We start from the raw sequence: 21,699 nt of genomic DNA on the forward strand, positions 1-21,699 counted from the left end.
GACGCCGTCGCCGCCCACGCCTCCCAGCGCCTCGTAGAACCCCCCGCGGCTCGCCTCGCGGTCCCCCTAGAGGCCGAGGTACCGGTCCGCGGCGAGCCGGGCGGGCACTGCGTGGCGGGCGCCGGGCGCGCCGACGGCGACCACCCTGGCCGCCCCGGCGGCGCGGGCGGCGACCACGGCCATCAGGCCGATCGCGCCGACGCCCTGGACCACGACGGTGGAGCCGATCCGGATCGCGGAACGTTCCACGCCGTGCAGGGCCACCGACAGCGGCTCCTGCAGCACGGCGACCTCGGCGGGCAGATCGGTCCGGTAGAACACCGTTCCCGCGTTGGAGGCGTACAGGTGGGTGGCGAAACCGCCGGTCAGGTACGGCGGCCGGTCGGCGGGGGAGGCGAACCCGTAGGACGGCCGCCGGTCCGGGCAGTTCCCCGGCCTGCGGCGCACCTGGCACTCGAAGCACCGGCCGCAGCTCAGCGACGGGAAGACGCCGACCCGGTCGCCGACGGCCACCGGCCGGCCGGCGTGGTCGGCCCCGACGCCGTCACCGAGCGCCGCCAGCCGGCCGACGATCTCGTGCCCGAGCAGCGCGGGGAACCGCACGCTGGCCAGCCGTCCCCGGTAGATGTGGGCGTCCGTGCCGCACATGCCGCACAGCTCCACCTCCAGGACGAACTGCCCCGGGCCGGGTTCCGGCAGGGCGTGCTCGCGCACCTCCACCGCTCCCGCGACGTCGGTGACGATCGCCGCGCGTGCCGTCGCGTCCATGCACCGCCTCCTGCATTCTGCTTTCTATAGAATGTGGAAGACGGTAGTTCGTCCGGTTTTGAACGGTCAATCCTTGTTACCGGAATGTTTCTGAGGCCACGTCCACGAAGTAGGCCCGCAGCAGCGTGCGTCCCTGCTCGATCATGGCCGGATCGCCCTGCTGCGTCGCCGAGAACGTCAGGTACAGCACCGCCGCCGTGCACTGGATGGCCAGCCGCATCACCCGGTACGGATCGGGCAGCGGCGGCAGCCCCGCCTCCTCCAGCGCGAACTGGTAGAGCCGCTCGGCGAGCACGTCCCCGCTCTCCTGCACGCTCCCGGCGGGCAGGAACGACGCGCCGCCCGGCCGGGTGTCGGCGAAGTCGACCACGGTGAAGCCCGGCACGCTCCTGCGCATCGCCACCGTCTCGGCCAGCACCAGCTCGGCCGCCCGCGACCAGGTCAGCGGCGGCTCCTCGGCGACCCGGGCGCGCAGCCGGGCCAGCAGGACCTCCAGGTTGCGCAGCGCCAGCTCGCGCAGCATGCCGGGCTTGCCGTCGAAGAACTGGTAGATGGTGCCGGCGGGCACCTTGGCGCTCCTGGCGACGTCGGAGATCGTGAGGGCGTCCAGGCCGACCTCGTCCAGCAGGCGGGCGCAGGCGTCGAGGATGCGTTCGACCCTGTCGATGCTGCGCCTTTGGACCGGCCGCCGCCGGATGCCCGGGTTCTCCACGGACAAGTCTTAACATAACGGCTTGTCATGTTCTAACGTGACATCCTCTCACGTTCCCCCCGGAGGACATGCATGGCCGAAATGCGCCTCGCGCCTGAGAAACGGGTCACCGCAGGCTGGATGTCCCTGCTGGCACTGGCCCAAATGGGGGTCATCATGGCGATGACCGTCGGAAACCAGATCCTGCTGCCCTCCCACGTGGCGCGCATCGACCCCCAGCACAAGGAGGCGTCCCTGGCGGTGGTGTTCGCCGTCGCCGCCGTGTGCACGATCGTGGCCAACCCGCTGTTCGGCGCCCTGTCCGACCGCACCCGCTCCCGGATGGGCCGGCGCCGCCCCTGGGTCGCGGGCGGCGCGCTGGTCTGCGCCGCGTCCCTGGTCTTCCTGTCCCGCCAGGACTCGCTGGCCGGGCTGGTCGTCGGCTGGGCGGTCGCCCAGCTCGCCTTCACCGCCGCGCTGGCCACCGCCATCGCCACCGTGCCCGACCTCGTGCCGATCCAGCAGCGGGGCAAGGCCTCGGCGCTGGCCGGCGTGGGCCAGCTCGCCGGGCCGCTGCTCGGCGGGGTCGTCGTCACCGTCGTGGCGACCGGCTCGCAGGCCGGGTTCGTGGCCATGGCGATCCTGATCCTGCTGCTGGTGCTGCCGTTCAGCCTGTTCACCAGGGAGCCCGTCACCGCGCCGGCCGACCTGCCCCCCTTCGACCTGCGCTCACTCCTGCGTGGCTTCCGCATCAGCCCGCGCAGGCATCCCGACTTCGCCTGGGCCTGGCTGAGCCGCTTCCTGATCACGCTGACCCTCGCCATGGCCATCGGCTACCTGCAGTACTACCTGCGCGACGGCGTCGGCTACGAGGCGCTCTTCCCCGGCTCCACCGTCGAGCAGGGCGTCGTGGTGCTGGTGGCGGTCTTCACGCTGAGCAGCGTCGTGCCCACGCTGCTGGCGGGCTGGCTGTCGGACCGGTCAGGCAACCGCCGGCCGGCCGTCTTCATCGGCGGCCTCACGATGGCCGCCTCCGGGCTCGTGCTGGCGTTCCTGACGAGCTGGCCCGCCGCGCTGGCCGCCAGCGTCCTGCTCGGCGCGGGCTACGGCATGTTCGCCGCCGTGGACCAGGCCATGGTCACCCAGCTCCTGCCCGCCGACGCCGACCGCGGCAAGGACCTGGGCATCGTCAGCCTGGCCAACTCCGCCTCCAGCACCCTCGGGCCGGTGATCGCCGCGCCCCTCGTCACCTCCGCGGGCGGCTACCCGCTCATGTACGCCGTCGCGGCGGCCTTCGCCGCGCTCGGCGCCTGCCTCATCTGGAGAATCCGCAGTGTCCGATAAATCCGCAGCAACCGACAACGCAGCATCCGACAGAGCAGTGTCCGCCGCCTTCGACGGCGACGCCTGGTGGCGCGACGCCGTCGTCTACCAGATCTACCCCCGCAGCTTCGCCGACGCCGACGGCGACGGCCAGGGCGACCTGCCCGGCGCGCTGGCCCGCCTGGACCACCTGGCCGACCTGGGCGTGGACGCCGTCTGGCTGAGCCCGTTCTACCCCTCGCCGCTGGCCGACGGCGGCTACGACGTCGCCGACTACACCGACGTGGACCCCCGCTACGGCACCCTGGCCGACTTCGACGCCTACGTCGCCGCCGCCACGGCCAGGAACATCAAGGTCGTCGTCGACATCGTGCCCAACCACTGCTCCTCGGCCCACCCGCGTTTCCAGCAGGCGCTGGCGGCCGGCCCCGGCAGCCCCGAACGCGAGTGGTTCGTCTTCCGCGACGAGCCCAACAACTGGCAGTCCATGTTCGGCGGCCCCGCCTGGACCCAGGCGCCCGACGGCCAGTGGTACCTGCACCTGTTCGACTCCGCCCAGCCCGACTGGAACTGGCGGCACCCCGGCGTGACCGCCATGTTCGAGGACGTGCTGCGGTTCTGGCTGGACCGCGGCGTGTCCGGCTTCCGCATCGACGTGGCCGCCATGCTGTTCAAGCAGGACGGCCTGCCGGACGTCGTCCCCGGCAGCCAGGGCGCCCCGCTGGCGCCCGGACAGTCGGCGGTGCCGTACGAGCACCAGCCCGAGCTGCTGGAGCTGTACCGGTCCTGGCACAAGATCCTGGCCTCCTACCCGGGCCCGCGCGGTACGGTGGCCGAGATCTGGTTCGGTGACCCCGCCCAGGCCCGGCCCTACCTCACCGGCGACGGCCTGGCCCAGCTGTTCAACTTCCGGCTGATGCCCCTGCCGTGGTCGGCCGGCGAGTTCCGCGCGGTCATCGAGGAGTCCCACCTGCTGGCCCGCGAGACGGGCGGCTCGATCCCCTGGGTGCTGGGCAACCACGACGTGCCGCGCATGGCGACCAGATTCGGCATCGACCAGGAGCTGGTCCGCGCGCCCACCGCCGACGTGCTGCTCGGCAGGATCGCCGTCGACCGTGAGCTCGGCCTCAGGCGCGCCCGCGCCGCCGCGCTGCTGCTGCTCGCCCTGCCCGGCGGCGCCTACCTCTACCAGGGCGACGAGCTGGGCCTGCCCGAGTACCTGGACATCCCGGACGAGGCACGGCAGGACCCGATGTTCGAGCGCACCGGCCGCGCCTTCATCGGCCGGGACGGCTGCCGCGTGCCGCTGCCCTGGTCGGGCACGTCCGCGCCGTACGGGTTCGGCACGGGCGGCACCTGGCTGCCCCAGCCGGCCGACTGGGCCCCCCTCACCGTCGCCGCCCAGCGGGACGACCCCGCCTCCACGCTCGCCCTCTACCGCAGCGCGATCGCCCTGCGCCGCGAGCACCCCGCGCTCGGCGACGGCGACCTGACCTGGCTCGACGCCCCGCCCGGCGTGCTGGCCCTCACCCGCGAGCCCGGCTTCACCCTCATGGTCAACTTCGGCCCCGGCGCGGTGCCGCTGCCCCCGCACCACGACGTCCTGCTGGCCAGCGACCCCCTGGACGGCGGCACGCTGCCCGCCGACACGGCAGTGTGGCTCTCGTGACCGCCGACCCGATCCCGCTGCCGGAGTACCCGCGCCCCCAGCTCGTCCGTGACAGCTACGTCAACCTCAACGGCCGCTGGCGGTACGCGATCAACGACGGCTCGCGGCCGGAGACCCACGACGGCGACATCCTCGTGCCGTACTCGCCGGAGGCGCCGCTGTCGGGGGTGGGCCGGCAGCTGCAGCCGGGGGAGACGCTGTGGTACCGCCGCTCGTTCGAGGCGCCTCCCGGGCCCGCCGACGGCCGGGTGATCCTGCACTTCGGCGCGGTGGACCAGACCTGCCGGGTGTGGGTCAACGACGTCGAGGTCGGCGGCCACAGCGGCGGCTACCTGCCGTTCTCCTTCGACGTCACCGACGCCCTGACCGAGGGCGCCAACACCCTCGACGTGGCCGTGCGGGACGACACCGACACCGGGTGGCAGTCGCGCGGCAAGCAGCGGCTGCGCCGCGGCGGCATCTGGTACACCGCCCAGTCGGGCATCTGGCAGACGGTCTGGGCCGAGCGCGTGCCCGCCCTGCACGTGGAACGGCTCACGCTGACGCCCGTGCTCGCCGAGGAGTGCGTCGAGGTGACCGTGCACGCCGCGAGCGGCGAGGCCGAGGTGGAGATCCTCGCCGGCGGGCAGGTGGCGGCCCGCGCCACCGTCCCGGCCGGGCGGCCGGTGCGCGTCCCGCTGCCCGGCGCCCGCCCGTGGAGCCCCGAGGACCCCTTCCTGTACGACGTGACCGTCTCGCTCGGCGACGACCGCGTCCGCGGCTACGTCGGCATGCGCTCCTTCTCCGTCGGCCCCGACGCCGAGGGCGTGCCCAGGCTGCTGCTGAACGGCCGGCCGTACTTCCACGCCGGCATCCTCGACCAGGGCTACTGGCCGGACGGCCTGTACACGCCGCCCTCGGACGAGGCCATGGTCGACGACATCGTCATGATGAAACGGCTCGGCTTCACCATGCTGCGCAAGCACATCAAGATCGAGCCGCTGCGCTGGTACCACCACTGCGACCGGCTCGGCATGCTCGTCTGGCAGGACCTGGTCAACGGCGGCGAGAGCTACCGGCCGCTGGTCATCACCACCCCGGCGCTGCTGCCGCTGCGCCTGGACGACCGCCGCCACCACCGCTTCGGCCGGGCCGACGCCGAAGGTCGGGCCGCGTTCGAGGCCGAGCTGCGCGAGACCGTCGAGCACCTGCGCAACGTGGTGAGCCTGGCGGTCTGGGTGCCGTTCAACGAGGGCTGGGGCCAGTTCGACGCCGCCCGGATCGCCGCCGAGCTGGCCCGCCTCGACCCCACCCGCACGATCGACCACGCCAGCGGCTGGCACGACCAGCGCGCGGGCGACCTGCTCAGCCTGCACGTGTACTTCCGCCGCTTCCGCCCGCCCCGCCCGGACGGCCGCGTCCTGGTGCTGTCGGAGTACGGTGGCTACAGCCTGCCCGTCGAGGGGCACACCTGGGGCGAGAAGGAGTTCGGCTACCGGCGTCACCGCACGGCCGAGGAGCTGGGCGCGGCGTTCGTCCGGCTGCACGAGGAGCAGATCGTCCCGGCCATCGCCAAGGGCCTGAGCGCCACCGTCTACACCCAGCTCTCCGACGTCGAGGACGAGCTGAACGGCCTGCTCACCTACGACAGGGCCGAGCTCAAGCTGCCCGCCGACCTCGTCCGCTCCGTCACCAGGAGGCTCGCCTTCCATGACCACCCATGAACGGGAGATCACCGCTCCGACCGACCTGTGCCTGCCCGGCGGGCGGCTGAACCCCGCCGCGGTCGGCTGGACCCGCACGCCGCTGCACCGGGCCGTCCTGCGCGGCTGGGGGCGCCGTAAGCGCTGGGAGTACTGGGGCGTCGTCACCCCCTCCCACATCATCGGCCTGGTGGCCTCCTCGCTGGACTACGCCGGGGTGCACGGCCTCTACGTGCTCGACCGGGCCACCGGCGTGGAGTTCGCCAAGGACGTGGTGGTGCCGCTGGCCCGCGGCGCCGTCTTCCCCGACCGCAGCGGCGCCGGGACGGTGTCCGTGCGCGGCGCCGGGCTGGAGATCGACATCCGGCAGGACCCGGAAGGCACCGTGATCCGCGCCGCCGCCCCCGACGTGCGCCTCGACCTGGAGGTGCCGCTGCCGGAAGGGCACGAGTCGCTCGGCGTCGTGGTGCCCTGGGGGCCCGACCGGTTCCAGTACACGGTCAAGGACGTCGGCCGCCCGGCGCGCGGCCGGCTGCGGCTCGGGACGAAGGAGTTCGCCATCGACGACGCGGACTCCTTCGCCGTGCTCGACCACGGCCGGGGGAAGTGGCCGTACGCGGTCACCTGGAACTGGGCGGCCGGTAGCGGGCCCGGCAGGGCCGTCCAGCTCGGCGGCAAGTGGACCGAGGGCACCGGCGTCACCGAGAACGCCCTGTTCACCGGCGGCCGGCTGCACAAGATCGGTGACGAGCTGGAGTGGACCTACGACCGCGGCGACTGGCTGCGCCCGTGGCGGATCACCGGCCCGCGGGTCGAGGTGGAGTTCCGGCCCTTCCACGAGAAGGTGGCCCGTACCCAGCTCGTCGTGGTGGGCAGCGAGACCCACCAGTGCTTCGGCCACTTCTCCGGCCGCGTCCAGGACGACGACGGCGTGTGGGTGGACCTCGACGGCCTGACCGGCTGGGCCGAGGAGGCCCGCAACCGCTGGTAGCCGTCGCGGGCACAGCAAAACCCCCGGGCGTCGCCCGGGGGTTTTCACCGTGAGAAGTGGTCAGGCGCTCTTGCGTCGCTGGGCGCGCAAGACCGCGAGTCTCTCGTTGAGCACCTCTTCCAGGTCCTCGATGGACCGCCGCTCCAGCAGCATGTCCCAGTGGGTCCGTGGGGGCTTGGTCTTCTTCGACTCCGGCTGCTCACCGTCGACCCGCACCGCGGTCGCGCCGCACATGCGGCACTCCCAGGTCGCGGGGATCTCGGCCTCGGCGGCAAGCGGAACCTCGAAGCGATGGCCCTTAGGACAGGTGTAGGACACCTCCTGGCGTGGGGCCAGATCCGTGTTACGGTCGTTCTCGTAGCTGGTTGCCCCGAGCCGGGTGCCACGAAGCGCGCGCTCGCCCATGTCTAAATGCCTCCTACAGGGCCCCCATACGTGGGGGGTCTGTCTCCCACGGTGTCTAACGCTTGGTACCGTGATGGGATTCCCACCCGCGGGGTGATCCAATCGCGCTTGGGGCCTCGGTTATTCGAGCCCGCTCTTACGGGGGCCGCGTCCTCAGGCCGCGGAGGCCGTCCGCGGGGCTCTGAGCAGGCTCGCCGCCAGCCACAACCCGCCGATCATGATGAGCGCGCCGTGCGCGATCCGCAGCGGGTACGGGCTGAAGAACTGCGGGATGAACAGCGCCAGGCCCAGCGCGAGCGCCGTCCCGGCTCCCTTGGGCAGGGTTCCCGAGCGCCACACGGCCACGGCCGCCATCACCCCGCCGACGCCCATCAGCGCCAGCCCGGCGGCGAACATGGTGATCGCGAGCGGGTTGTAGCGGAACAGGGTGGCCAGCTCCATCAGCGCGGGCGCGCCGTCGCGCAGGGAACGTTCGGCTATGACATGCAGGCCGAAGTCCTCTGCGCCGTAGTAGGGGAGCGTCAGGCCGGCGCCGGTCCAGGTCACCGCGGCCGCGCGCAGGGACAGGCGGTCGCCGAGCACCTTGTGCAGCCCGAGAGCGCCCAGGCCGAGCAGCACGAACCCGAGCATCGCGGCCAGGTGGCCGGCGACCCACTCGGGCGAGGCCATGGCGGCGGCGTCGTCGGTGGACGGCCGCACCACCGGATACACGAACAGCAGGACGCCGGTGAGGGCGAAGGCGGCGGAGGTGAGGCGGGGGGAGGTCATCAATGCTCCTTGAGGAGGGCGTTGCTCTTTGATGAGAGCAATGCTCTCGTGACGGGGTCCCCGTGTCAAGAGCACTGCTCTCTGTTCAGAGCGTCGCCTACCTCCGTGCATGTCAGGCCAGGAGCGGCACCAGCGTCCGGTCGCCGAGGCGGGTCATCGCCGCCAGCGGCGCGGAGGCCGCCCCCACCAGCAGCGGAAGGCCGGGCTTGCCCTTGTCCCTGGCGAGGCGGGGGCCCAGGGCGGCCATCAGCGCGGTCAGTCCGGGCAGGGGCCTGATCCACATCGTGATCTCCCGTACCAGGCCGTCCTCGTCCAGTTCGAGCTGGGCGACCTCGTTCAGCGGCTGGCGGCCGACCCGGGCGGTCGCGGTGAGCATGCGGGTGCGGGCGTCCCCGAGGTCGCTCTGGTAGCGCAGGTCCGACAGCACGTCGAAGACGGCCTCGAACAGCGTCCCCACCTGCTTCAGTCCGTTGAATCCGGCTCGGTAGCTCAGCGGGGAGTGGAACACCACGTCGTCGGCGAGCGTGGCCTTGAGCGCTTCGACGTCATGTGCCTCGCCGGCCTGGCGGTAGGCGGCGGCGGGTGAGTCCTGAATGTGAACTGTCATGGGTTCACTTTATCCACCCACTATCGTGGGTGCATGAACAGGTTCGGTGAGATGCACTGCTCCATCGCCCAGGCCGTCGGCGTCATCGGCGAGCCCTGGACGCCGCTGATCCTGCGCGACCTGTTCCTGGGCCTGCGCAGGTTCGACGACCTCGCCGAGGACTTGGGCATCTCGCGCAACCTGCTGGCCCGCCGGCTCGACCATCTCGTCGCCACGGGGGTCGTGGAGAAGCGGCCCTACCAGGAGCGTCCGGTGCGGCACGAGTACCTGCTGACCGAGGCCGGCCGTGACGTCGTGCCCGCGCTGCTGACCCTCATGGCCTGGGGCGACCGCTGGTCCACCCCGCCCGGCGGGCCGCCCGCGCTGCTGGTCCACTCCTGCGGGCGGGAGTTCACGCCGGTCGTCACCTGCCCCCACTGCGGCGGCGAGGCCACCGCCGAGACCGTGCTGCCGCTGCCCGGCCCGGGAGCCGCCCGGGGGCCGGGCACCATGGTCCTGGCCGCCGATCTGTGACGTCCCGTGTTTGACGCGCGACCCTTCGTGAGAGGACTCTCATCGCCCGCTCACGGCCGCCCCACGGCGGCCCCGCAGGCTGAGGGGACCGCGACGTCGATCAGGAGGCGTAGATGGATCTCATGCCACGGTGGCCGGCGTTGGCCGCCGCGCTCGCGTTCGTCCTCGGCGGGGGAGGGATGGTCCTTCCCGCCCAGGCGGCGGCCGGGCCTTCCGCGGCCCTCGTCCTGGCCGCCGCCTACGACGACGAGGGCGACGACGACGATGACGATGACGATGACGAGGCCGCCCCTCGGTCCGGACGGGGCGAACCGGCCAGGAGGCAGGCGCACGCCCCACGGGGCGACGACGACGTCGAGGGCATCCCCGGCCTGGAGGCGCGCGACCCCCGGCCCCACGACCCCGTCAGCGGCCCGGCGGAGGCCCCCGGGCAGGCCGAGATCCGGCTGGAGAGCGGCACCACGACCGGCGGCGGGCACGTCGGCCCGATGGTGCTGCTGGCCATCCTCGGCACCGGCGCCCTGGTGGGCACCTCGTACTGGCTCTCGCGCCGCTACGGCCCCTGACGGGGGTCAGATCCGGGAGGGGACCTCGTTGCCTGCCGCCCTGATGGCCTTGGGCAGGTTCGTCAGGGCGAGCAGCACGAAGCCCGCCACGAAGAATATGATCATGGACACGATGGCGATCCGGTAGCTGTTGGTGACCTGCAGCGCGATCGTCACGGTCAGCGACCCGATGAACGCCGACCCCTTGTCGCTGATCTGCAGCAGGCTGAAGTACTCCGCCTCCCGCCCCTTCGGGATCACCTGCGAGAACAGCGACCGCGACAACGCCTGCGTGCCGCCCAGCACGATCGCGATGGCGAAGGCCATCAGGTAGAACTGCAGCGCCTGCCCCTCGCCGACGAACATCGCCACCACCACGATCGCCGTCCACACCACCAGGCTGGCCAGCACCGTGCGCTTGGTGCCGAAGCCGCGCGCCAGCCACCCCAGCAGCAGCGCCCCGAAGAACGCCACGAACTGCACCATCAGGATCGCCGTGATCTGCACGGTCTTGTCCAGCTTGAGCGCCTCGGAGGCGAACGCCGCGCTGTTGCCGATGACCGTCTGCACGCCGTCGTTGTAGACCAGGTAGGCCACCAGGAACAGCAGCGTCAGCGGGTAACGCCGCAGCTCGGCCAGCGTACGGCCGAGCTGGCGGAAGCTGCCGCCCACCGAGCGCAGCGTCGTGGTCTCGTGCGCCGCCACCGGACGGTTGCGCAGCCGCAGCAGCGGGATGACCGTGAAGGTGGCCCACCACAGCCCGGCCGACATCATGCTGATGCGCACCGCCATGCCCTCGCTCAGCCCGAGGCTGTCGTGCTGCAGGAACAGCGCCAGGTTGAGCAGGAGCAGCAGCCCGCCGCCGAGGTAGCCGATCGCCCAGCCGCGCGAGGAGACCCCGTCGCGCTCCTCGGGGGTGGAGATCTGCGGCAGGAAGGAGTCGTAGACCACCACCGAGGAGCCGTAGGCCAGGTTGGCCACCACGAACAGCACGCCGCCCAGCAGGTAGCGGTCGCCCTCGACGAAGTACAGGCACATGGCGGCCAGCGCGCCGACGTAGGCGAACCCGCCGAGCAGCTCCCGCTTGCGGCCGGTGTGGTCGGCCAGCGCGCCCACGATGGGCAGGAACACGATCTGCAGGAAGACCGCCACCGTCAGCGTCAGCCCGAAGAAGGCCGCGGGCCTGATGTCGGCGCCGAGCACGTCGACGTACCCCAGGCCGGGGTGGCGCAGGACCAGCGTGTCGAACTGGGACACGCACGTGTCGGAGGCCAGCGCCGGGAAGTCCTTGGCGCAGGCGGCGGTCTTGGCGACCGGGATCAGGTACGGGCCCAGGAAGACCGAGATGACCGTGGTGTAGAAGGCCGAGTTGGCCCAGTCGTAGAAGTACCAGCCGCGCTGTTCGCGGCGGCGGGCCGCGGGGGAGTCGTCGAGCTCCGCGGGGGATGCGGTGGAGGCCATGGTGTCGTGTCGCTCCTCTGCGGCCGGGCGGCCGGCGGGCCTCGCGCTGCCCGGCAACGGGGGGTGGGGTCAAGCCTGACGAAGTGGCTGTCTTCGCAGGTCGTGGGTCACATCCACGTGTCGTGCCCATGACCTTACAGTGATCACCTCATGAGAGGAAGGTCACGACCGCCGGGCCGCTCAGGCCGCCATGCCGCGCGGGTGCCACAGGCCCCTGCGGTCGAGGACGTCGCGCAGGCCGGTGACGTTGTCGGTCATGATGCCGTCGACGCCGAGGTCGAGCAGGTGCTCCATGCTGACGGTGTCGTTGATCGTCCACACGTGCACCTGCATGCCGATGGCGTGGGCGGTGCGGACCAGGCGGCGGGTGGTGACGCGCAGGCCGCGGAAGCCGACCGGCACCTGCGCGCACGGGATGCCGGAGCGCGACAGACGGGCCAGCAGGCGGCCGTAGCCGGAGGTGGTGGCGGCGGCCCGCAGCGCGGCCACGCCGCGCGGCCCGAGCGCCGAGCACACCTCCCGGCCCAGCGCGGCCCTGGCCATGACCAGGCGCTCGTCGGAGAAGGAGGTCAGGCAGACGCGGTCGTAGGCGTTGGTGCGGCGGATCACCTCGGCCAGCGGCGCGATGGCCGCGGCCTCCTTGACGTCGATGTTGAAGCGCACCTGCGGCCAGGTGCCGAGCAGGTCCTCCAGCAGCGGGATCTCGTGCACGCCGGCGATGCGGGCCTGCCGGACCTCCCGGTAGGGCTGCTCGGAGATGCGGCCCCGCCGGTCGGTCACCCGGTCGAGGGTGTGGTCGTGGAAGGCCAGCAGCACGCCGTCGGCGGTGGCGTGCGCGTCGGTCTCCAGGTAGTCGTAGCCGAGCGCGACCGCGCGTTCGAAGGCCGCGAAGGAGTTCTCGGCGCCCTCCAGCGCGCCTCCGCGGTGGGCGAAGGCGAGCGGGCCCGGATGGTCGAGAAAGGCGAAACGACGGCTGAGCACGACCGGGGTGTCCCTTCCGGAGCTGGATGGTTCGGTCACGGTTCGGGAAGATTCTCCCACTCCTGGCGGCGGGCCTCGGCCAGCGCGATGGCCGCGGCGACCGACACGTTGAACGAGCCGACCCGCCCGACCTGCGGGATGTAGCAGACGCCGTCGACGGCCTCCAGCAGGGCGGGGGAGCAGCCGTGGTCCTCGCTGCCGACCACCAGGCACACGTCGCGGGCCAGGTCGGCGCGGTGCAGCGGCAGGGCCTCGCCGGTCAGCTCGATGGCCAGCACGGTGTAGCCGTCCTCCTTGGCGGCCTTGACCGCGTCGGTGGCCGGGACCGGCTCGTGCCAGGTGACCAGGCGTTCGGTGCCGAGCGCCGTCTTGCCCGCCTTGGGGTTGGTGGGGGGCGTGGCGTTGCCCGCCAGCCAGATCTGGTCGACGCCGAACGCCGCGGCGCTGCGGAAGATCGAGCCGACGTTGAACGGGCCCGTCACCGACTCGAGGATCAGCGCGAGCCGGTTGTCGGTGTTCCTGCGCCAGGTGCGGTTGAGCCGCTTGACGTCGGTGGGGCGCAGCTGCCTTCTCATCGGGCCACCTTCAATATGCGGTAGGCGGCTCGGGAGGCCTCTCGGGAGGCCTGCCAGCCCTGCTCGCCGAGCCAGCGCTGCAGGGAGTCCGAGCCGAGGTGTTTCTGGACGACCAGGTAGGCGACGCCGTCGGGCGTCAGCCGGGTGAGCCACCTGGTGAGCATCTCGTGCAGAGCCGGCTTGCCAATCCGGATGGCGGGATTGGACCAGATGGCCCGAAATTTCACGTCATCCGGCACTTCATCGACATGAACTGGTCTTACTTTGTAAAGGCGGGCGGCCTGGGCGTTCCGCTCGGTCAGCTCCAGGCTGCGCCGGTTCACGTCGACGGCCCACACCGTCGCCTCAGGGGCCCGCGAGGCCATCGTCAACGCGATGGGCCCGTAGCCGCACCCCAGGTCGAGCAGATCGCCCTCCTGCGGCGGCGGCGGGACGGACTCCAGCAGCGCGCGCGTGCCGACGTCGACCCGGTCGGGTGAGAACACGCCCCTGTCGGTCTCCAGCCGCAGATGCAGGTCGGGCAGGACCAGGTCGACCGTGCCCGGCCTGCTCGCGGTCTCGGGTTGTTCGGAGAAGTAGTGGGCCACGTGGGAAAACGTTACGGGATGCGCGTGCCGAACAAGACCGCGGCGCCGGCCACCAGCAGCCCGATCACGATCGCGGCCACGATGAACCACTGGGTGATCTCCTGGCTGACCAGCTTGAACCCGAGGGAGGTGCCGATCTGCTCGTAGACGTCGCGCAGTTCGCTGCCGGACTCGGCGGTGTAGGCGCGGCCGCTGGTGCCGTCGGACAGCGACTGCAACGTCTGCTTGTTGACCGGGACGTTCACGGGCCTGCCGTCGATGTCGACAGTGCCCTCCTGGGTGCCGTACGCGATGGTGGAGACCGGGACGCGGGCCTGCTGGGCGGCGTCGATGGCCTCGTTCACCGACCGGCCGGAGGTGTTGTCGCCGTCGGACAGCAGCACGATCGCGGCGGGCGGCGGGTCGGTGGCGGCCTGCTGGTCGAAGGAGCGCACCGAGTCGAGGGAGTTGAAGACGGCCTCGCCGATCGCGGTGCCGGGGCGGGTGGTCAGGTTGCCGATGGCGGTGACGACGGCCTGGTGGTCGGTGGTGGGGGAGATGACGACGTTGGCCGAGCGGGCGAAGGAGACCACGCCGACGTTGAAGCGGTCGGGCAGCTCCCGGGCGAATGCCTGGGCGGCGGCCTTGGCGGCGCTGATCCGGTTGGGCTGGACGTCGCCGGCGTCCATGGACAGGGAGACGTCGAGGGCGATCATGATGGTGGCCCGGTCGCGGGGGACGCGTACCTGGTCGGCGGGCTTGGCGGCGCCGACGACCAGCAGCGACATCATGACGAGGAACAGCGCGGGGGGCACGTGCCGGCGCCAGCTGGGCCCGGCGGGGGCGACGAGGTCGAGCAGCGCCAGGTTGGTGAAGCGCACGGTGTAGCGGCGGCGGGCGAACTGCGCCACGACGTATCCGGCCACCAGCAGCGCCACCAGCACGAGCAGCCACAACCAGCCGGGGGCGAGAAACGTCATACGGGTCTCCGGTGGGCGAGGTGGCTCATGCGGCGCTGGCGCAGGACGAACTGCGCCACGTCGAACACCCAGTCCCTGTCGGTCCGCAGCACCAGGTGGGCGATCCCGGCGCGGCGCAGGGCCAGCCGGGTGCCCTCACGCTGGAGGGCGGCGGCTTCTGCATATGCTTGCCGGACTTTGGGAGAAAGGTGCACTTCACGTACGTTCCCGGTCTCGGGATCGGTGAACGCCACCCGGCCGACGTCCGGCAGCTCCAGCTCGCGGGGGTCGATGACCTCCACGGCCAGCACCTGGTGGCGGGAGGCCAGCCGCCTGATCGGGCGCTCCCAGGGGCGTTCGGCGTCGGGGTCGAGCTCGGGCCGGGCGTCGAGGAAGTCGGAGACGACCAGGCGCAGGCCCCTGCGACGCCGGGTGGCCGCCAGCACGTCGATGCCCTCGGCCAGGTCGGGGGCGTCCGGCACGACCCGGCCGCGCGGGGCGTCCATGAGGGAGTTGAGCAGGCCGTACAGGGCCGGGCGGCCGGTGCGGGCGGGCATCCGGTGGATGTACTCCTCGTGCAGCACCAGCGCGCCGAACCGGTCGCCCATGCGGCTGGCCAGGAAGCCGATCGCGCCGACGGCGGCCACGACCAGGTCGCGCTTGTCGGTGTCGGCGGTGCCGAAGTCCATGCTGGCCGACAGGTCGGCCAGCGCCCACGTCTCCAGCTCCCTGTCGGCGATCAGGTCGCGGACGTGGGGGACGGTCGTGCGGGCGGTGACGGCCCAGTCCATGCGGCGCACGTCGTCCTCGCCGGGCACGTACAGGCGGCTGTCGCCGGCCTCGCTGCCGGTGCCGGGCAGCAGGCCCTGGTGGGCGCCGTGCAGCAGGCCGTCGAGCCGCCGGGTGACGGTCAGCTCCAGCCGCCGCAGCGCCTGCTCGGCGGTGTTCAACGGTTCTGGTTCCAGACGACGAGAGGCGGCGGCACGGCGTGCAGGATCTGCTTGACCACCTGCTCGGGATCGACGCCGTCGGCCAGCGCGTCGAAGGTCAGCATGAGCCGGTGGGACATGACGTCGACCGCCACGTCGCGCACGTCGTCGGGCAGCAGGTAGTCGCGGCCGCGCAGCAGGGCCAGCGCGCGCCCGGCCGAGACCAGGCCGAGCGTGGCGCGGGGGCTGACGCCGATCTCGATGGTCTCGGTCAGGTCGCCCAGCCCGTAGTCGGCGGGCGCGCGGGTGGACATGACCAGGCGCACCACGTAGTCGGCCACGAGCTGGTGCACCGAGACCTGCTCGGCGGCCTGCTGCAGGGCCAGCAGCCGGCCGGGGTCGAGCACGCGGTCGGCCACGGGCGGCGTGACGCTCATGCGGTGGAGGATCTCCAGCTCCTCGTGCGCGCTGGGATGGGGCACCCGGACGCGGAACAGGAAGCGGTCGCGCTGCACCTCGGGCAGCGGGTAGACGCCCTCGGACTCGATCGGGTTCTGGGTGGCCAGCACGATGAACGGCCGGGGCAGCGGATGGGTGACGCCGGCCAGCGTGACCTGGCGCTCGGCCATCACCTCCAGCAGCGCGGACTGGACCTTGGCCGGGGCGCGGTTGATCTCGTCGGCCAGCAGGAAGTTGACGAACACCGGGCCGAGCTCGACGTCGAACTTCTCGTTGGAGGGGTGGAAGACGCGGGTGCCGACGATGTCGCTCGGCACGAGGTCGGGGGTGAACTGGATCCGGGCGAACGTGCCGCCCACGACGGTGGCCAGGGTGGCGGCGGCGAGGGTCTTGGCGACGCCCGGCACGCCTTCGAGCAGGCAGTGACCGCGGGCGAGCAGGGCCACGAGCAGCCGCTCGACCATGTGCTCCTGTCCCACGATGACACGCCGGACCTCGTCGAGACTTTGACGCAGCAGTGCCGCGTCGTTTCCGCCTGGCAACTCTTCGGCGACGCTCATGACGCCATTCCACCAAACGCGCCGCGAACGTGCACGACGCCACGTCTGTGCTTTCATGGCAAACGTGGCAAGTCCCCTGCAGTACGGTGATCCGCCCCGGCTGGGGCGCTACGTCGTGCAGGCCCGCCTGCACACGGCTCCGGCCGGGTTCGTCTACCTGGGCCAGGGGCCCGACGGGCGCGCGGTGTCGCTGGCCGTGCTCACGCGGGGCGCGGCCCTGGACGCCGCCGCGCGCGACCGGTTCATGACCGCGATCAAGGAGGCGTCGGGGCGTTCGGGCGGGCGCGGGTGGCTGGGGCTCGGCCGGGCGCGTGCGTCGGTGCTCGACGGGACGCCCGAGGTGCTCGACGTGCACGACGGGCCGGCGCCGTGGGTGGCGGTGCCGTACGCGCCGGGGCAGCCGGGGGCCGAACGCTTCCTGGACCCGGTCATGGTGGGCGGGACGTTCATCGGGCAGGCGCACGGGCCGGACTTCGTGCCGTACTGGCTGACCGACCGCGCGCCCGCGCTGCCGGGGCCGCTGCTGCGGCGGCTGCCGCTGACCGAGACGCGCCGGCGGGTGCTGCTGGCCGCGCTGGCGCTGGCGCTGCTGCTGGTGCTGGTCACGACGATCCTGCTGTTGCTGCTGTTCGGCAGGCGCGACAGCGAGCAGATGCCCCGGCAGCTCCCGCCGACGGTGTTCGTGCCCACACCGCCGCCCACTCCCGCCACGCCGGTGCCGGAGCCCTCGCCGTCGCAGTCCTCCTCGCCGACGCGTACCGGTCCCGGCACGCCGGGGCGGTCGCCGGGTGACGAACTGGGCGAGTCGCCGCTCTGAAATGCGGTTGAGCCTGACGTTACGTGAGGCTTTAGCGTCCGCGGCATGGAGTTCATCGTTCACGACACCCTCACGGCCATGGCCGACCTGCTCGCCCGGCCGCTCGCCGACCGGCCCGAGGCGCTGCGGGAGATGCTGGCGCCGATCCGGCCGGCGATCCCGATGCCCGGCGACATCGTCGACATCCACCACCAGGGCGGCGGCTTCCGCGTCGACGCCGACGACCCGCGCTACCTGCCCGCCGTACGGGCGATGATCGAGGCCGACGTGCTCGGCCAGGTGCGGCGGGAGCTGGAACGCGCCTCCCACGCGCTGAAGGAGGCCAGGCAGGCCTCTTCGCTGCAGGTGATGTTCGTGCTCGGCGACCCGGGCAACGAGCACCTGATGAAGGTCAGCGGCGGCTACTACGGGATGGGCGGCTCGCCCGGCTGGCTCTACCTGCTGGGCTGGCCGTCGGAGGAGGTCATCGGCAGGATCGCGCACTGCGCGGTGCACGAGTTCCACCACAACGTGCGTTACGCCAACGTCGAGTGGGACCCCGGGACGGTGACCGTGGGCGAGCACGTGGTGGCCGAGGGGCTGGCCGAGGCGTTCGTCCGGGAGCTGTCGGGGCCGCAGGCCATGGGCCCCTGGTCGCGGATGGTGACCGGGGCGGAGCTGGACCGCGCCCACGAGCTGATCATGGACGCGTTCGACGTGCGGGGCATGGGGAACACGCCGGCGTACGTGCTGGGCGACAGCGCCATGCGGCTCTTCGGGCAGCAGCCCCGCGGCATTCCCGACATGGCCGGTTACGCGGTGGGGCTGCGGCTGGTGGACCGGGCCCTGGCCGAGACCGGGCTGAGCGCCGCCGAGGCCACCCTGCTGCCGGCCGCGCGGCTGCTGGGCCGTTCTCAGCCGGGGGAGACGAATCCGGACTCGTAGGCGGCGATCACGGCCTGGGTGCGGTCGCGCGCGCCCAGCTTGGCCAGCACGTTGCCGACGTGCGTCTTGACGGTCTCCTGGCTGACGACCAGCTCGGCGGCGATCTCGGTGTTGGACATGCCCTTGGTCATCAGCCGCAGCACGTCGCCCTCGCGGCCGGTGAGCCGGTCGATGCCCGGCACGTGGCCGCGCGGGCGGCGTCCGGCCAGGGTGCGGATCGCGGCCGGGAACAGCAGCGACTCGCCGGCCGCCACCAGCCTGATCGCCTGGATCAGGTCGTCCGGCCTGGTGCGTTTGAGCAGGAAGCCGCTGGCGCCGGCGCGCAGGGCGTCGTAGACGTGGTCGTCGTTCTCGAACGTGGTCACGACCAGGACCTTGGGCGGGTCGTCGAGCTCCAGCAGCCGGCGGGTGGCCTGGATGCCGTCCACGGCGGGCATGCGGACGTCCATCAGCACGACGTCGGGGCGCTCGCGGCGCACGACCGGCAGGACCGCGGCGCCGTCTCCGGCCTCGCCGACCACCGCCAGGCCGGGCTCGGAGTCGATGATGACGCGCAGACCGGCGCGGATGAGGTCCTCGTCGTCGGCGATCACGACCTTGAGTGTCATGCGCACGACCTTAGAGGTGGCCGGCCCGGCCGGGGGTTGCGGGTGTCACGGGCTCGGCCGTAGCGGGAGGCGGACCGACACCGTCCAGCCGCCTTCGTCGGGGCCGGTGCGCAGGTCGCCGCGGAGCAGGCGCACGCGTTCGCGCATGCCGTCCACGCCCCGGCCGCCGCCCCGGGGGCGGCGCCCGCCGCGTCCCGAGCCGGGGTTGCTGACCTCCAGCCGCAGGTCGTCCCCCTGGACGGCGGCGGCCAGCCGTACCGGGCCGCCGCCGTGCCTGATCGCGTTGGTGAGCGCCTCCTGCACGATGCGGTACGCCTCCCTGGAGACCACGGCCGGCACCCCGGACAGGTCGCCCACCTCCTGCCACACGTCGGCGCCGGAGGCGGCCACCAGCGCGCCGAGGTCGGCCAGCGTCGCCTGCGGCGCCCGCCGCGCCTCCACCTCCTGGCCGTCCTCATGGTGGCTCTCACGGCGGTCCTCGCGCAGGACGCCGAGCACGTGGTCGAGGTCCTCCAGCGCGGCGCGCGCCGACTGCTCGATGGCCGCCAGGGCGGTCCTGGCGGTGGCCGGGTCGCGGTCGAGCACGCGTCCGGCCGCGGCGGCCTGCAGGGTGACGACGCTGAGCGCGTGCCCGACCGAGTCGTGCAGCTCGCGGGCCAGCCGGTTGCGTTCGGCCAGCGTACGGGCGTGCTCCTCGGCGGCGGCGAGCCGTTCGGCGGGGGTGGGGCCGAGCAGCGGGGGAGCCAGGGCGGCCAGCAACGCGCCCGCGCCCGCCGCGCCCGCCACCAGCAGCGCCAGCGCCGCCACGCCCGCCGCCGCCCACAGCAGGGACGGCCACCCCGGCTCGGCCGTCAGGCCCAGCACCGGCATCGGCTCCCCGACGAACGGCAACGCCAGCGTGAACGCCGTGAACGGCACCACGGCCAGCGTGAACCCGCTCACCACGCCGCCGACCGCCAGATGCAACGTGAACCACGCCGCGGTGCGCCGCCGCTCCTGCCAGGACCTGCGGGCCTGCCGCGGCGGCGTCTCCACGCGCGCCCCGAGCAGCCCCTGGGCGGCGTTCACCTCCAGGCCGCGCACCGGCAGGAACAGCCCGGTCACCGCCACCACCGGCAGCACCGCGACGAACACCCCGATCTGGATCGGCATCAGCAGGTCGGCCGACACCCCGCTCCACACCCCGGCGACCAGCACCCCGGCCATCATGTACGGCATCAGCAGCGCGCCGCCCAGGATGAGGCATGCCCATCGGCGGGGGAGGTTCCTTCTCACACCCGGGATTGTATGTCGATGCTTTTTCGCGCTGGGAGTAATGCGCCGTGAGTGAAATGCGCCCCCAGCGAAAAAGGGCCGGAATTCGCCGTCGCCGGGTCTAGCGTTTTTCCCGGAATTAGTTTCGACAGAAAGGCGACGTCAATGACGGAGACCCAGCGCGCGGCCTGGCCTGAACAGCTCAGTCAGCGCCTGCTGAAGGAACGCATCGTGGTTCTCGGCCAGGAGGTCGACGACGAGATTTGCAACCGGCTCTGTGGCGAGCTGCTTTTGCTGGCGGCCGAAGACCCCAAGCGGGACATAACCCTGTACATCAATTCTCCGGGCGGCTCGGTGACGGCCGGCATGGCGCTCTACGACATGATGCAGTTCGTCCCGTGCGACGTGGCGACGGTGGCGATGGGCTTCGCCGCCTCCATGGGCCAGCTGCTGCTGACCGCGGGCGCGCCGGGCAAGCGCTACGCCCTGCCCAACGCCCGCGTCGTCATGCACCAGCCGCTGGGCGGCATCGGCGGCTCGGCCAGCGACATCCAGATCCAGGCCGACAACATGCTCTACACCAAGCGCAGGATGGCCGAGATCATCGCCCACCACACGGGCCAGCCGCTGGAGCGCATCCAGGCCGACTCCGACCGCGACCGGTGGTTCACCGCCAAGGAGGCGCTGGAGTACGGGTTCGTCGACCACATCGCCGAAGGGATGAACTGACCATGAGCGGTCGTTACGTGCTGCCCTCCTTCACCGAGCGCACCTCGTACGGGGTGCGGGAGATGAACCCGTACAACAAGCTGTTCGAGGACCGGGTGGTGTTCATCGGGGCCCCGATCGACGACACGGTGGCCAACGACGTGATGGCCCAGCTCCTCACGCTGGAGTCGCTCGATCCCGATCAGGACATCAACATGTACATCAACTCGCCGGGCGGGTCGTTCACGGCGATGACGGCCATCTACGACACGATGCAGTTCGTCCGGCCGGAGATCCACACGGTCTGCATCGGCGAGGCGTCGTCGGCGGCGGCCGTCCTGCTGGCGGCGGGCACGCCGGGCAAGCGGGCGGCCCTGCCGCACGCGCGCGTCCTGCTCCACCAGCCGGCCACCGAGGGCGGCCGGGGGCAGTCGAGCGACCTGGAGATCCACGCCAGGGAGATCGTGCGGATGCGCGACCAGCAGGAGGAGATCCTGGCCCGCCACACCGGGCGCGGGGTGCTGGAGATCAGGAAGGACATCGAGCGCGACCGCATCTTCACCGCGGAGCAGGCGCGCAGCTACCGGCTGATCGACGACATCTACGCCTCCAGGAAGCGCTCCCTGGTGCCCGCCCGCTGATCGCGGGGGCTCTGCCGGCGGGCTGCCCGCCCTTGCCGCCTCTGCCGTACGGCACGGGTGTCAAGGTCGCGCGGCCCGCCGGTCTTCGTCCGCGCGAGGTGAGCCGGACCTCGGGGGCCGCTCAGTCACGCGGTCCGCCGGAAGCCGGGCGTGTCCTCGTCGCTCATGCCTGCGGTGGGTAGACGGTGTGGACGAGGTCGCGCAGGAAGGCGTCGAGGTTGTCGAGGCCGTAGTCGGCCAGGGCTTCGGGGTCCCCGCAACCTCTTCCTCCGCCTCCTGGCCACCTGACCTCCTC

General features: G+C 72.2%; 24 protein-coding genes. 10 read left to right on the plus strand and 14 right to left on the minus strand.

From position 1 onward, the window contains the following. Window positions 1-66 precede the first annotated feature (66 nt). Together ABZ815_RS49625 and ABZ815_RS49630 are read right to left on the minus strand one after the other, a co-directional pair. The gene (locus ABZ815_RS49625) at window positions 67-768 is read right to left on the minus strand and encodes an alcohol dehydrogenase catalytic domain-containing protein (RefSeq protein ID WP_357709648.1); all 702 of its coding nucleotides are present in this window, start codon (window positions 766-768) and stop codon (window positions 67-69) included. Between the two features lie 76 nt (window positions 769-844). Next, window positions 845-1,480: a TetR/AcrR family transcriptional regulator gene (locus ABZ815_RS49630; RefSeq protein ID WP_357709764.1), complete on the minus strand. Its 636-nt coding sequence runs from the start codon at window positions 1,478-1,480 to the stop codon at window positions 845-847. A gap of 72 nt (window positions 1,481-1,552) precedes the next feature. On the opposite strand from ABZ815_RS49630, the gene ABZ815_RS49635 reads away from it, so the two are divergent. From ABZ815_RS49635 to ABZ815_RS49650, 4 genes are read left to right on the plus strand one after another with little or no spacing between them, the layout of a single operon-like run. Further along, a complete protein-coding gene (locus tag ABZ815_RS49635; RefSeq protein WP_357709651.1) occupies window positions 1,553-2,803 on the plus strand; it encodes an MFS transporter in 1,251 nt (416 codons plus the stop codon). Window positions 2,804-2,840: 37 nt separating this feature from the next. Beyond that, entirely contained in the window at window positions 2,841-4,451 is a 1,611-nt protein-coding gene (locus tag ABZ815_RS49640; RefSeq protein ID WP_357709654.1) for a glycoside hydrolase family 13 protein, read from the plus strand. Continuing rightward, window positions 4,448-6,154, plus strand: coding sequence for a sugar-binding domain-containing protein (locus ABZ815_RS49645; RefSeq protein WP_357709657.1), 1,707 nt, complete (start codon window positions 4,448-4,450; stop codon window positions 6,152-6,154). Before ABZ815_RS49640 ends, ABZ815_RS49645 begins: the two co-directional genes overlap by 4 nt. Further along, window positions 6,141-7,124, plus strand: a complete 984-nt coding sequence (locus ABZ815_RS49650; RefSeq protein WP_357709660.1) for a DUF2804 domain-containing protein — start codon at window positions 6,141-6,143, stop codon at window positions 7,122-7,124. The genes ABZ815_RS49645 and ABZ815_RS49650 overlap by 14 nt, the downstream gene beginning before the upstream one ends. Before the next feature lie 60 nt (window positions 7,125-7,184). Here ABZ815_RS49650 and ABZ815_RS49655 read toward each other — a convergent pair whose 3' ends face one another. The 3 genes from ABZ815_RS49655 to ABZ815_RS49665 all read right to left on the minus strand — a co-directional run bounded on the left by ABZ815_RS49655 (window position 7,185) and on the right by ABZ815_RS49665 (window position 8,904). Continuing rightward, on the minus strand, window positions 7,185-7,529 hold the full coding sequence (locus tag ABZ815_RS49655) for an RNA polymerase-binding protein RbpA (RefSeq protein WP_043625492.1): 345 nt from the start codon (window positions 7,527-7,529) through the stop codon (window positions 7,185-7,187). A 153-nt stretch (window positions 7,530-7,682) separates the two neighbouring features. Beyond that, the gene (locus tag ABZ815_RS49660; protein WP_357709663.1) at window positions 7,683-8,297 is read right to left on the minus strand and encodes a hypothetical protein; all 615 of its coding nucleotides are present in this window, start codon (window positions 8,295-8,297) and stop codon (window positions 7,683-7,685) included. Between the two features lie 112 nt (window positions 8,298-8,409). Continuing rightward, window positions 8,410-8,904, minus strand: a complete 495-nt coding sequence (locus ABZ815_RS49665) for a nuclear transport factor 2 family protein (protein WP_357709665.1) — start codon at window positions 8,902-8,904, stop codon at window positions 8,410-8,412. A gap of 33 nt (window positions 8,905-8,937) precedes the next feature. Here ABZ815_RS49665 and ABZ815_RS49670 point away from each other — a divergent pair, with 33 nt between their 5' ends. Then, window positions 8,938-9,417, plus strand: coding sequence for a helix-turn-helix domain-containing protein (locus tag ABZ815_RS49670; RefSeq protein WP_357709670.1), 480 nt, complete (start codon window positions 8,938-8,940; stop codon window positions 9,415-9,417). A gap of 113 nt (window positions 9,418-9,530) precedes the next feature. Further along, entirely contained in the window at window positions 9,531-9,983 is a 453-nt protein-coding gene (locus tag ABZ815_RS49675; protein WP_357709672.1) for a hypothetical protein, read from the plus strand. Window positions 9,984-9,989: 6 nt separating this feature from the next. Here ABZ815_RS49675 and ABZ815_RS49680 read toward each other — a convergent pair whose 3' ends face one another. The 7 genes from ABZ815_RS49680 to ABZ815_RS49710 all read right to left on the minus strand — a co-directional run bounded on the left by ABZ815_RS49680 (window position 9,990) and on the right by ABZ815_RS49710 (window position 16,452). Then, window positions 9,990-11,423 carry an MFS transporter gene (locus ABZ815_RS49680; protein ID WP_357709675.1) on the minus strand — a complete coding sequence of 478 codons (1,434 nt, stop codon included), beginning with the start codon at window positions 11,421-11,423 and terminating at the stop codon, window positions 9,990-9,992. 180 nt (window positions 11,424-11,603) lie between these two features. Next, the gene (locus ABZ815_RS49685) at window positions 11,604-12,443 is read right to left on the minus strand and encodes a glycerophosphodiester phosphodiesterase (RefSeq protein WP_357709678.1); all 840 of its coding nucleotides are present in this window, start codon (window positions 12,441-12,443) and stop codon (window positions 11,604-11,606) included. Further along, entirely contained in the window at window positions 12,440-12,979 is a 540-nt protein-coding gene (locus ABZ815_RS49690; RefSeq protein ID WP_357709681.1) for a TrmH family RNA methyltransferase, read from the minus strand. The genes ABZ815_RS49685 and ABZ815_RS49690 overlap by 4 nt, the downstream gene beginning before the upstream one ends. After that, a complete protein-coding gene (locus ABZ815_RS49695) occupies window positions 12,976-13,566 on the minus strand; it encodes a methyltransferase (protein ID WP_357709684.1) in 591 nt (196 codons plus the stop codon). Before ABZ815_RS49695 ends, ABZ815_RS49690 begins: the two co-directional genes overlap by 4 nt. An 11-nt stretch (window positions 13,567-13,577) precedes the next feature. Continuing rightward, the gene (locus tag ABZ815_RS49700) at window positions 13,578-14,525 is read right to left on the minus strand and encodes a VWA domain-containing protein (RefSeq protein ID WP_357709687.1); all 948 of its coding nucleotides are present in this window, start codon (window positions 14,523-14,525) and stop codon (window positions 13,578-13,580) included. Next, window positions 14,522-15,454 carry a DUF58 domain-containing protein gene (locus ABZ815_RS49705; protein ID WP_357709690.1) on the minus strand — a complete coding sequence of 311 codons (933 nt, stop codon included), beginning with the start codon at window positions 15,452-15,454 and terminating at the stop codon, window positions 14,522-14,524. The genes ABZ815_RS49700 and ABZ815_RS49705 overlap by 4 nt, the downstream gene beginning before the upstream one ends. Continuing rightward, window positions 15,451-16,452 (minus strand): MoxR family ATPase, encoded by a 1,002-nt coding sequence (locus tag ABZ815_RS49710; RefSeq protein WP_357709693.1) that lies wholly within the window; start codon window positions 16,450-16,452, stop codon window positions 15,451-15,453. Before ABZ815_RS49710 ends, ABZ815_RS49705 begins: the two co-directional genes overlap by 4 nt. A gap of 55 nt (window positions 16,453-16,507) precedes the next feature. On the opposite strand from ABZ815_RS49710, the gene ABZ815_RS49715 reads away from it, so the two are divergent. Together ABZ815_RS49715 and ABZ815_RS49720 are read left to right on the plus strand one after the other, a co-directional pair. Then, window positions 16,508-17,269 carry a hypothetical protein gene (locus tag ABZ815_RS49715; protein ID WP_357709696.1) on the plus strand — a complete coding sequence of 254 codons (762 nt, stop codon included), beginning with the start codon at window positions 16,508-16,510 and terminating at the stop codon, window positions 17,267-17,269. 45 nt (window positions 17,270-17,314) lie between these two features. Then, complete coding sequence (locus tag ABZ815_RS49720) at window positions 17,315-18,193, plus strand: DUF2268 domain-containing putative Zn-dependent protease (protein WP_357709699.1); 879 nt, start codon at window positions 17,315-17,317, stop codon at window positions 18,191-18,193. Here the strand turns inward: ABZ815_RS49720 and ABZ815_RS49725 are convergent. Continuing rightward, a complete protein-coding gene (locus ABZ815_RS49725; RefSeq protein ID WP_357709702.1) occupies window positions 18,163-18,801 on the minus strand; it encodes a response regulator transcription factor in 639 nt (212 codons plus the stop codon). The genes ABZ815_RS49720 and ABZ815_RS49725 overlap by 31 nt on opposite strands. A gap of 45 nt (window positions 18,802-18,846) precedes the next feature. Next, complete coding sequence (locus ABZ815_RS49730; protein WP_357709705.1) at window positions 18,847-20,076, minus strand: histidine kinase; 1,230 nt, start codon at window positions 20,074-20,076, stop codon at window positions 18,847-18,849. Window positions 20,077-20,220: 144 nt separating this feature from the next. Here ABZ815_RS49730 and ABZ815_RS49735 point away from each other — a divergent pair, with 144 nt between their 5' ends. Together ABZ815_RS49735 and ABZ815_RS49740 are read left to right on the plus strand one after the other, a co-directional pair. Next, a complete protein-coding gene (locus ABZ815_RS49735; RefSeq protein ID WP_357709708.1) occupies window positions 20,221-20,784 on the plus strand; it encodes an ATP-dependent Clp protease proteolytic subunit in 564 nt (187 codons plus the stop codon). Between the two features lie 2 nt (window positions 20,785-20,786). Further along, a complete protein-coding gene (locus tag ABZ815_RS49740; protein WP_357709710.1) occupies window positions 20,787-21,404 on the plus strand; it encodes an ATP-dependent Clp protease proteolytic subunit in 618 nt (205 codons plus the stop codon). The last annotated feature ends 295 nt before the right edge of the window (window positions 21,405-21,699 follow it).

Source organism: Nonomuraea sp. NPDC047529, assembly GCF_040642995.1.
GTDB lineage: Bacteria > Actinomycetota > Actinomycetes > Streptosporangiales > Streptosporangiaceae > Nonomuraea.

Excerpts from the sequence above, each read along its gene's own strand:
- ABZ815_RS49625 (WP_357709648.1), bottom strand. The coding sequence starts at position 768 with ATGGACGCGACGGCACGCGCGGCGATCGTCACCGACGTCGCGGGAGCG.
- ABZ815_RS49635 (WP_357709651.1), top strand. The coding sequence starts at position 1,553 with ATGGCCGAAATGCGCCTCGCGCCTGAGAAACGGGTCACCGCAGGCTGG.
- ABZ815_RS49650 (WP_357709660.1), top strand. The coding sequence starts at position 6,141 with ATGACCACCCATGAACGGGAGATCACCGCTCCGACCGACCTGTGCCTG.
- ABZ815_RS49655 (WP_043625492.1), bottom strand. The coding sequence starts at position 7,529 with ATGGGCGAGCGCGCGCTTCGTGGCACCCGGCTCGGGGCAACCAGCTAC.
- ABZ815_RS49660 (WP_357709663.1), bottom strand. The coding sequence starts at position 8,297 with ATGACCTCCCCCCGCCTCACCTCCGCCGCCTTCGCCCTCACCGGCGTC.
- ABZ815_RS49665 (WP_357709665.1), bottom strand. The coding sequence starts at position 8,904 with ATGACAGTTCACATTCAGGACTCACCCGCCGCCGCCTACCGCCAGGCC.
- ABZ815_RS49670 (WP_357709670.1), top strand. The coding sequence starts at position 8,938 with ATGAACAGGTTCGGTGAGATGCACTGCTCCATCGCCCAGGCCGTCGGC.
- ABZ815_RS49675 (WP_357709672.1), top strand. The coding sequence starts at position 9,531 with ATGGATCTCATGCCACGGTGGCCGGCGTTGGCCGCCGCGCTCGCGTTC.
- ABZ815_RS49680 (WP_357709675.1), bottom strand. The coding sequence starts at position 11,423 with ATGGCCTCCACCGCATCCCCCGCGGAGCTCGACGACTCCCCCGCGGCC.
- ABZ815_RS49690 (WP_357709681.1), bottom strand. The coding sequence starts at position 12,979 with ATGAGAAGGCAGCTGCGCCCCACCGACGTCAAGCGGCTCAACCGCACC.
- ABZ815_RS49700 (WP_357709687.1), bottom strand. The coding sequence starts at position 14,525 with ATGACGTTTCTCGCCCCCGGCTGGTTGTGGCTGCTCGTGCTGGTGGCG.
- ABZ815_RS49710 (WP_357709693.1), bottom strand. The coding sequence starts at position 16,452 with ATGAGCGTCGCCGAAGAGTTGCCAGGCGGAAACGACGCGGCACTGCTG.
- ABZ815_RS49715 (WP_357709696.1), top strand. The coding sequence starts at position 16,508 with ATGGCAAACGTGGCAAGTCCCCTGCAGTACGGTGATCCGCCCCGGCTG.
- ABZ815_RS49720 (WP_357709699.1), top strand. The coding sequence starts at position 17,315 with ATGGAGTTCATCGTTCACGACACCCTCACGGCCATGGCCGACCTGCTC.
- ABZ815_RS49725 (WP_357709702.1), bottom strand. The coding sequence starts at position 18,801 with ATGACACTCAAGGTCGTGATCGCCGACGACGAGGACCTCATCCGCGCC.
- ABZ815_RS49735 (WP_357709708.1), top strand. The coding sequence starts at position 20,221 with ATGACGGAGACCCAGCGCGCGGCCTGGCCTGAACAGCTCAGTCAGCGC.
- ABZ815_RS49740 (WP_357709710.1), top strand. The coding sequence starts at position 20,787 with ATGAGCGGTCGTTACGTGCTGCCCTCCTTCACCGAGCGCACCTCGTAC.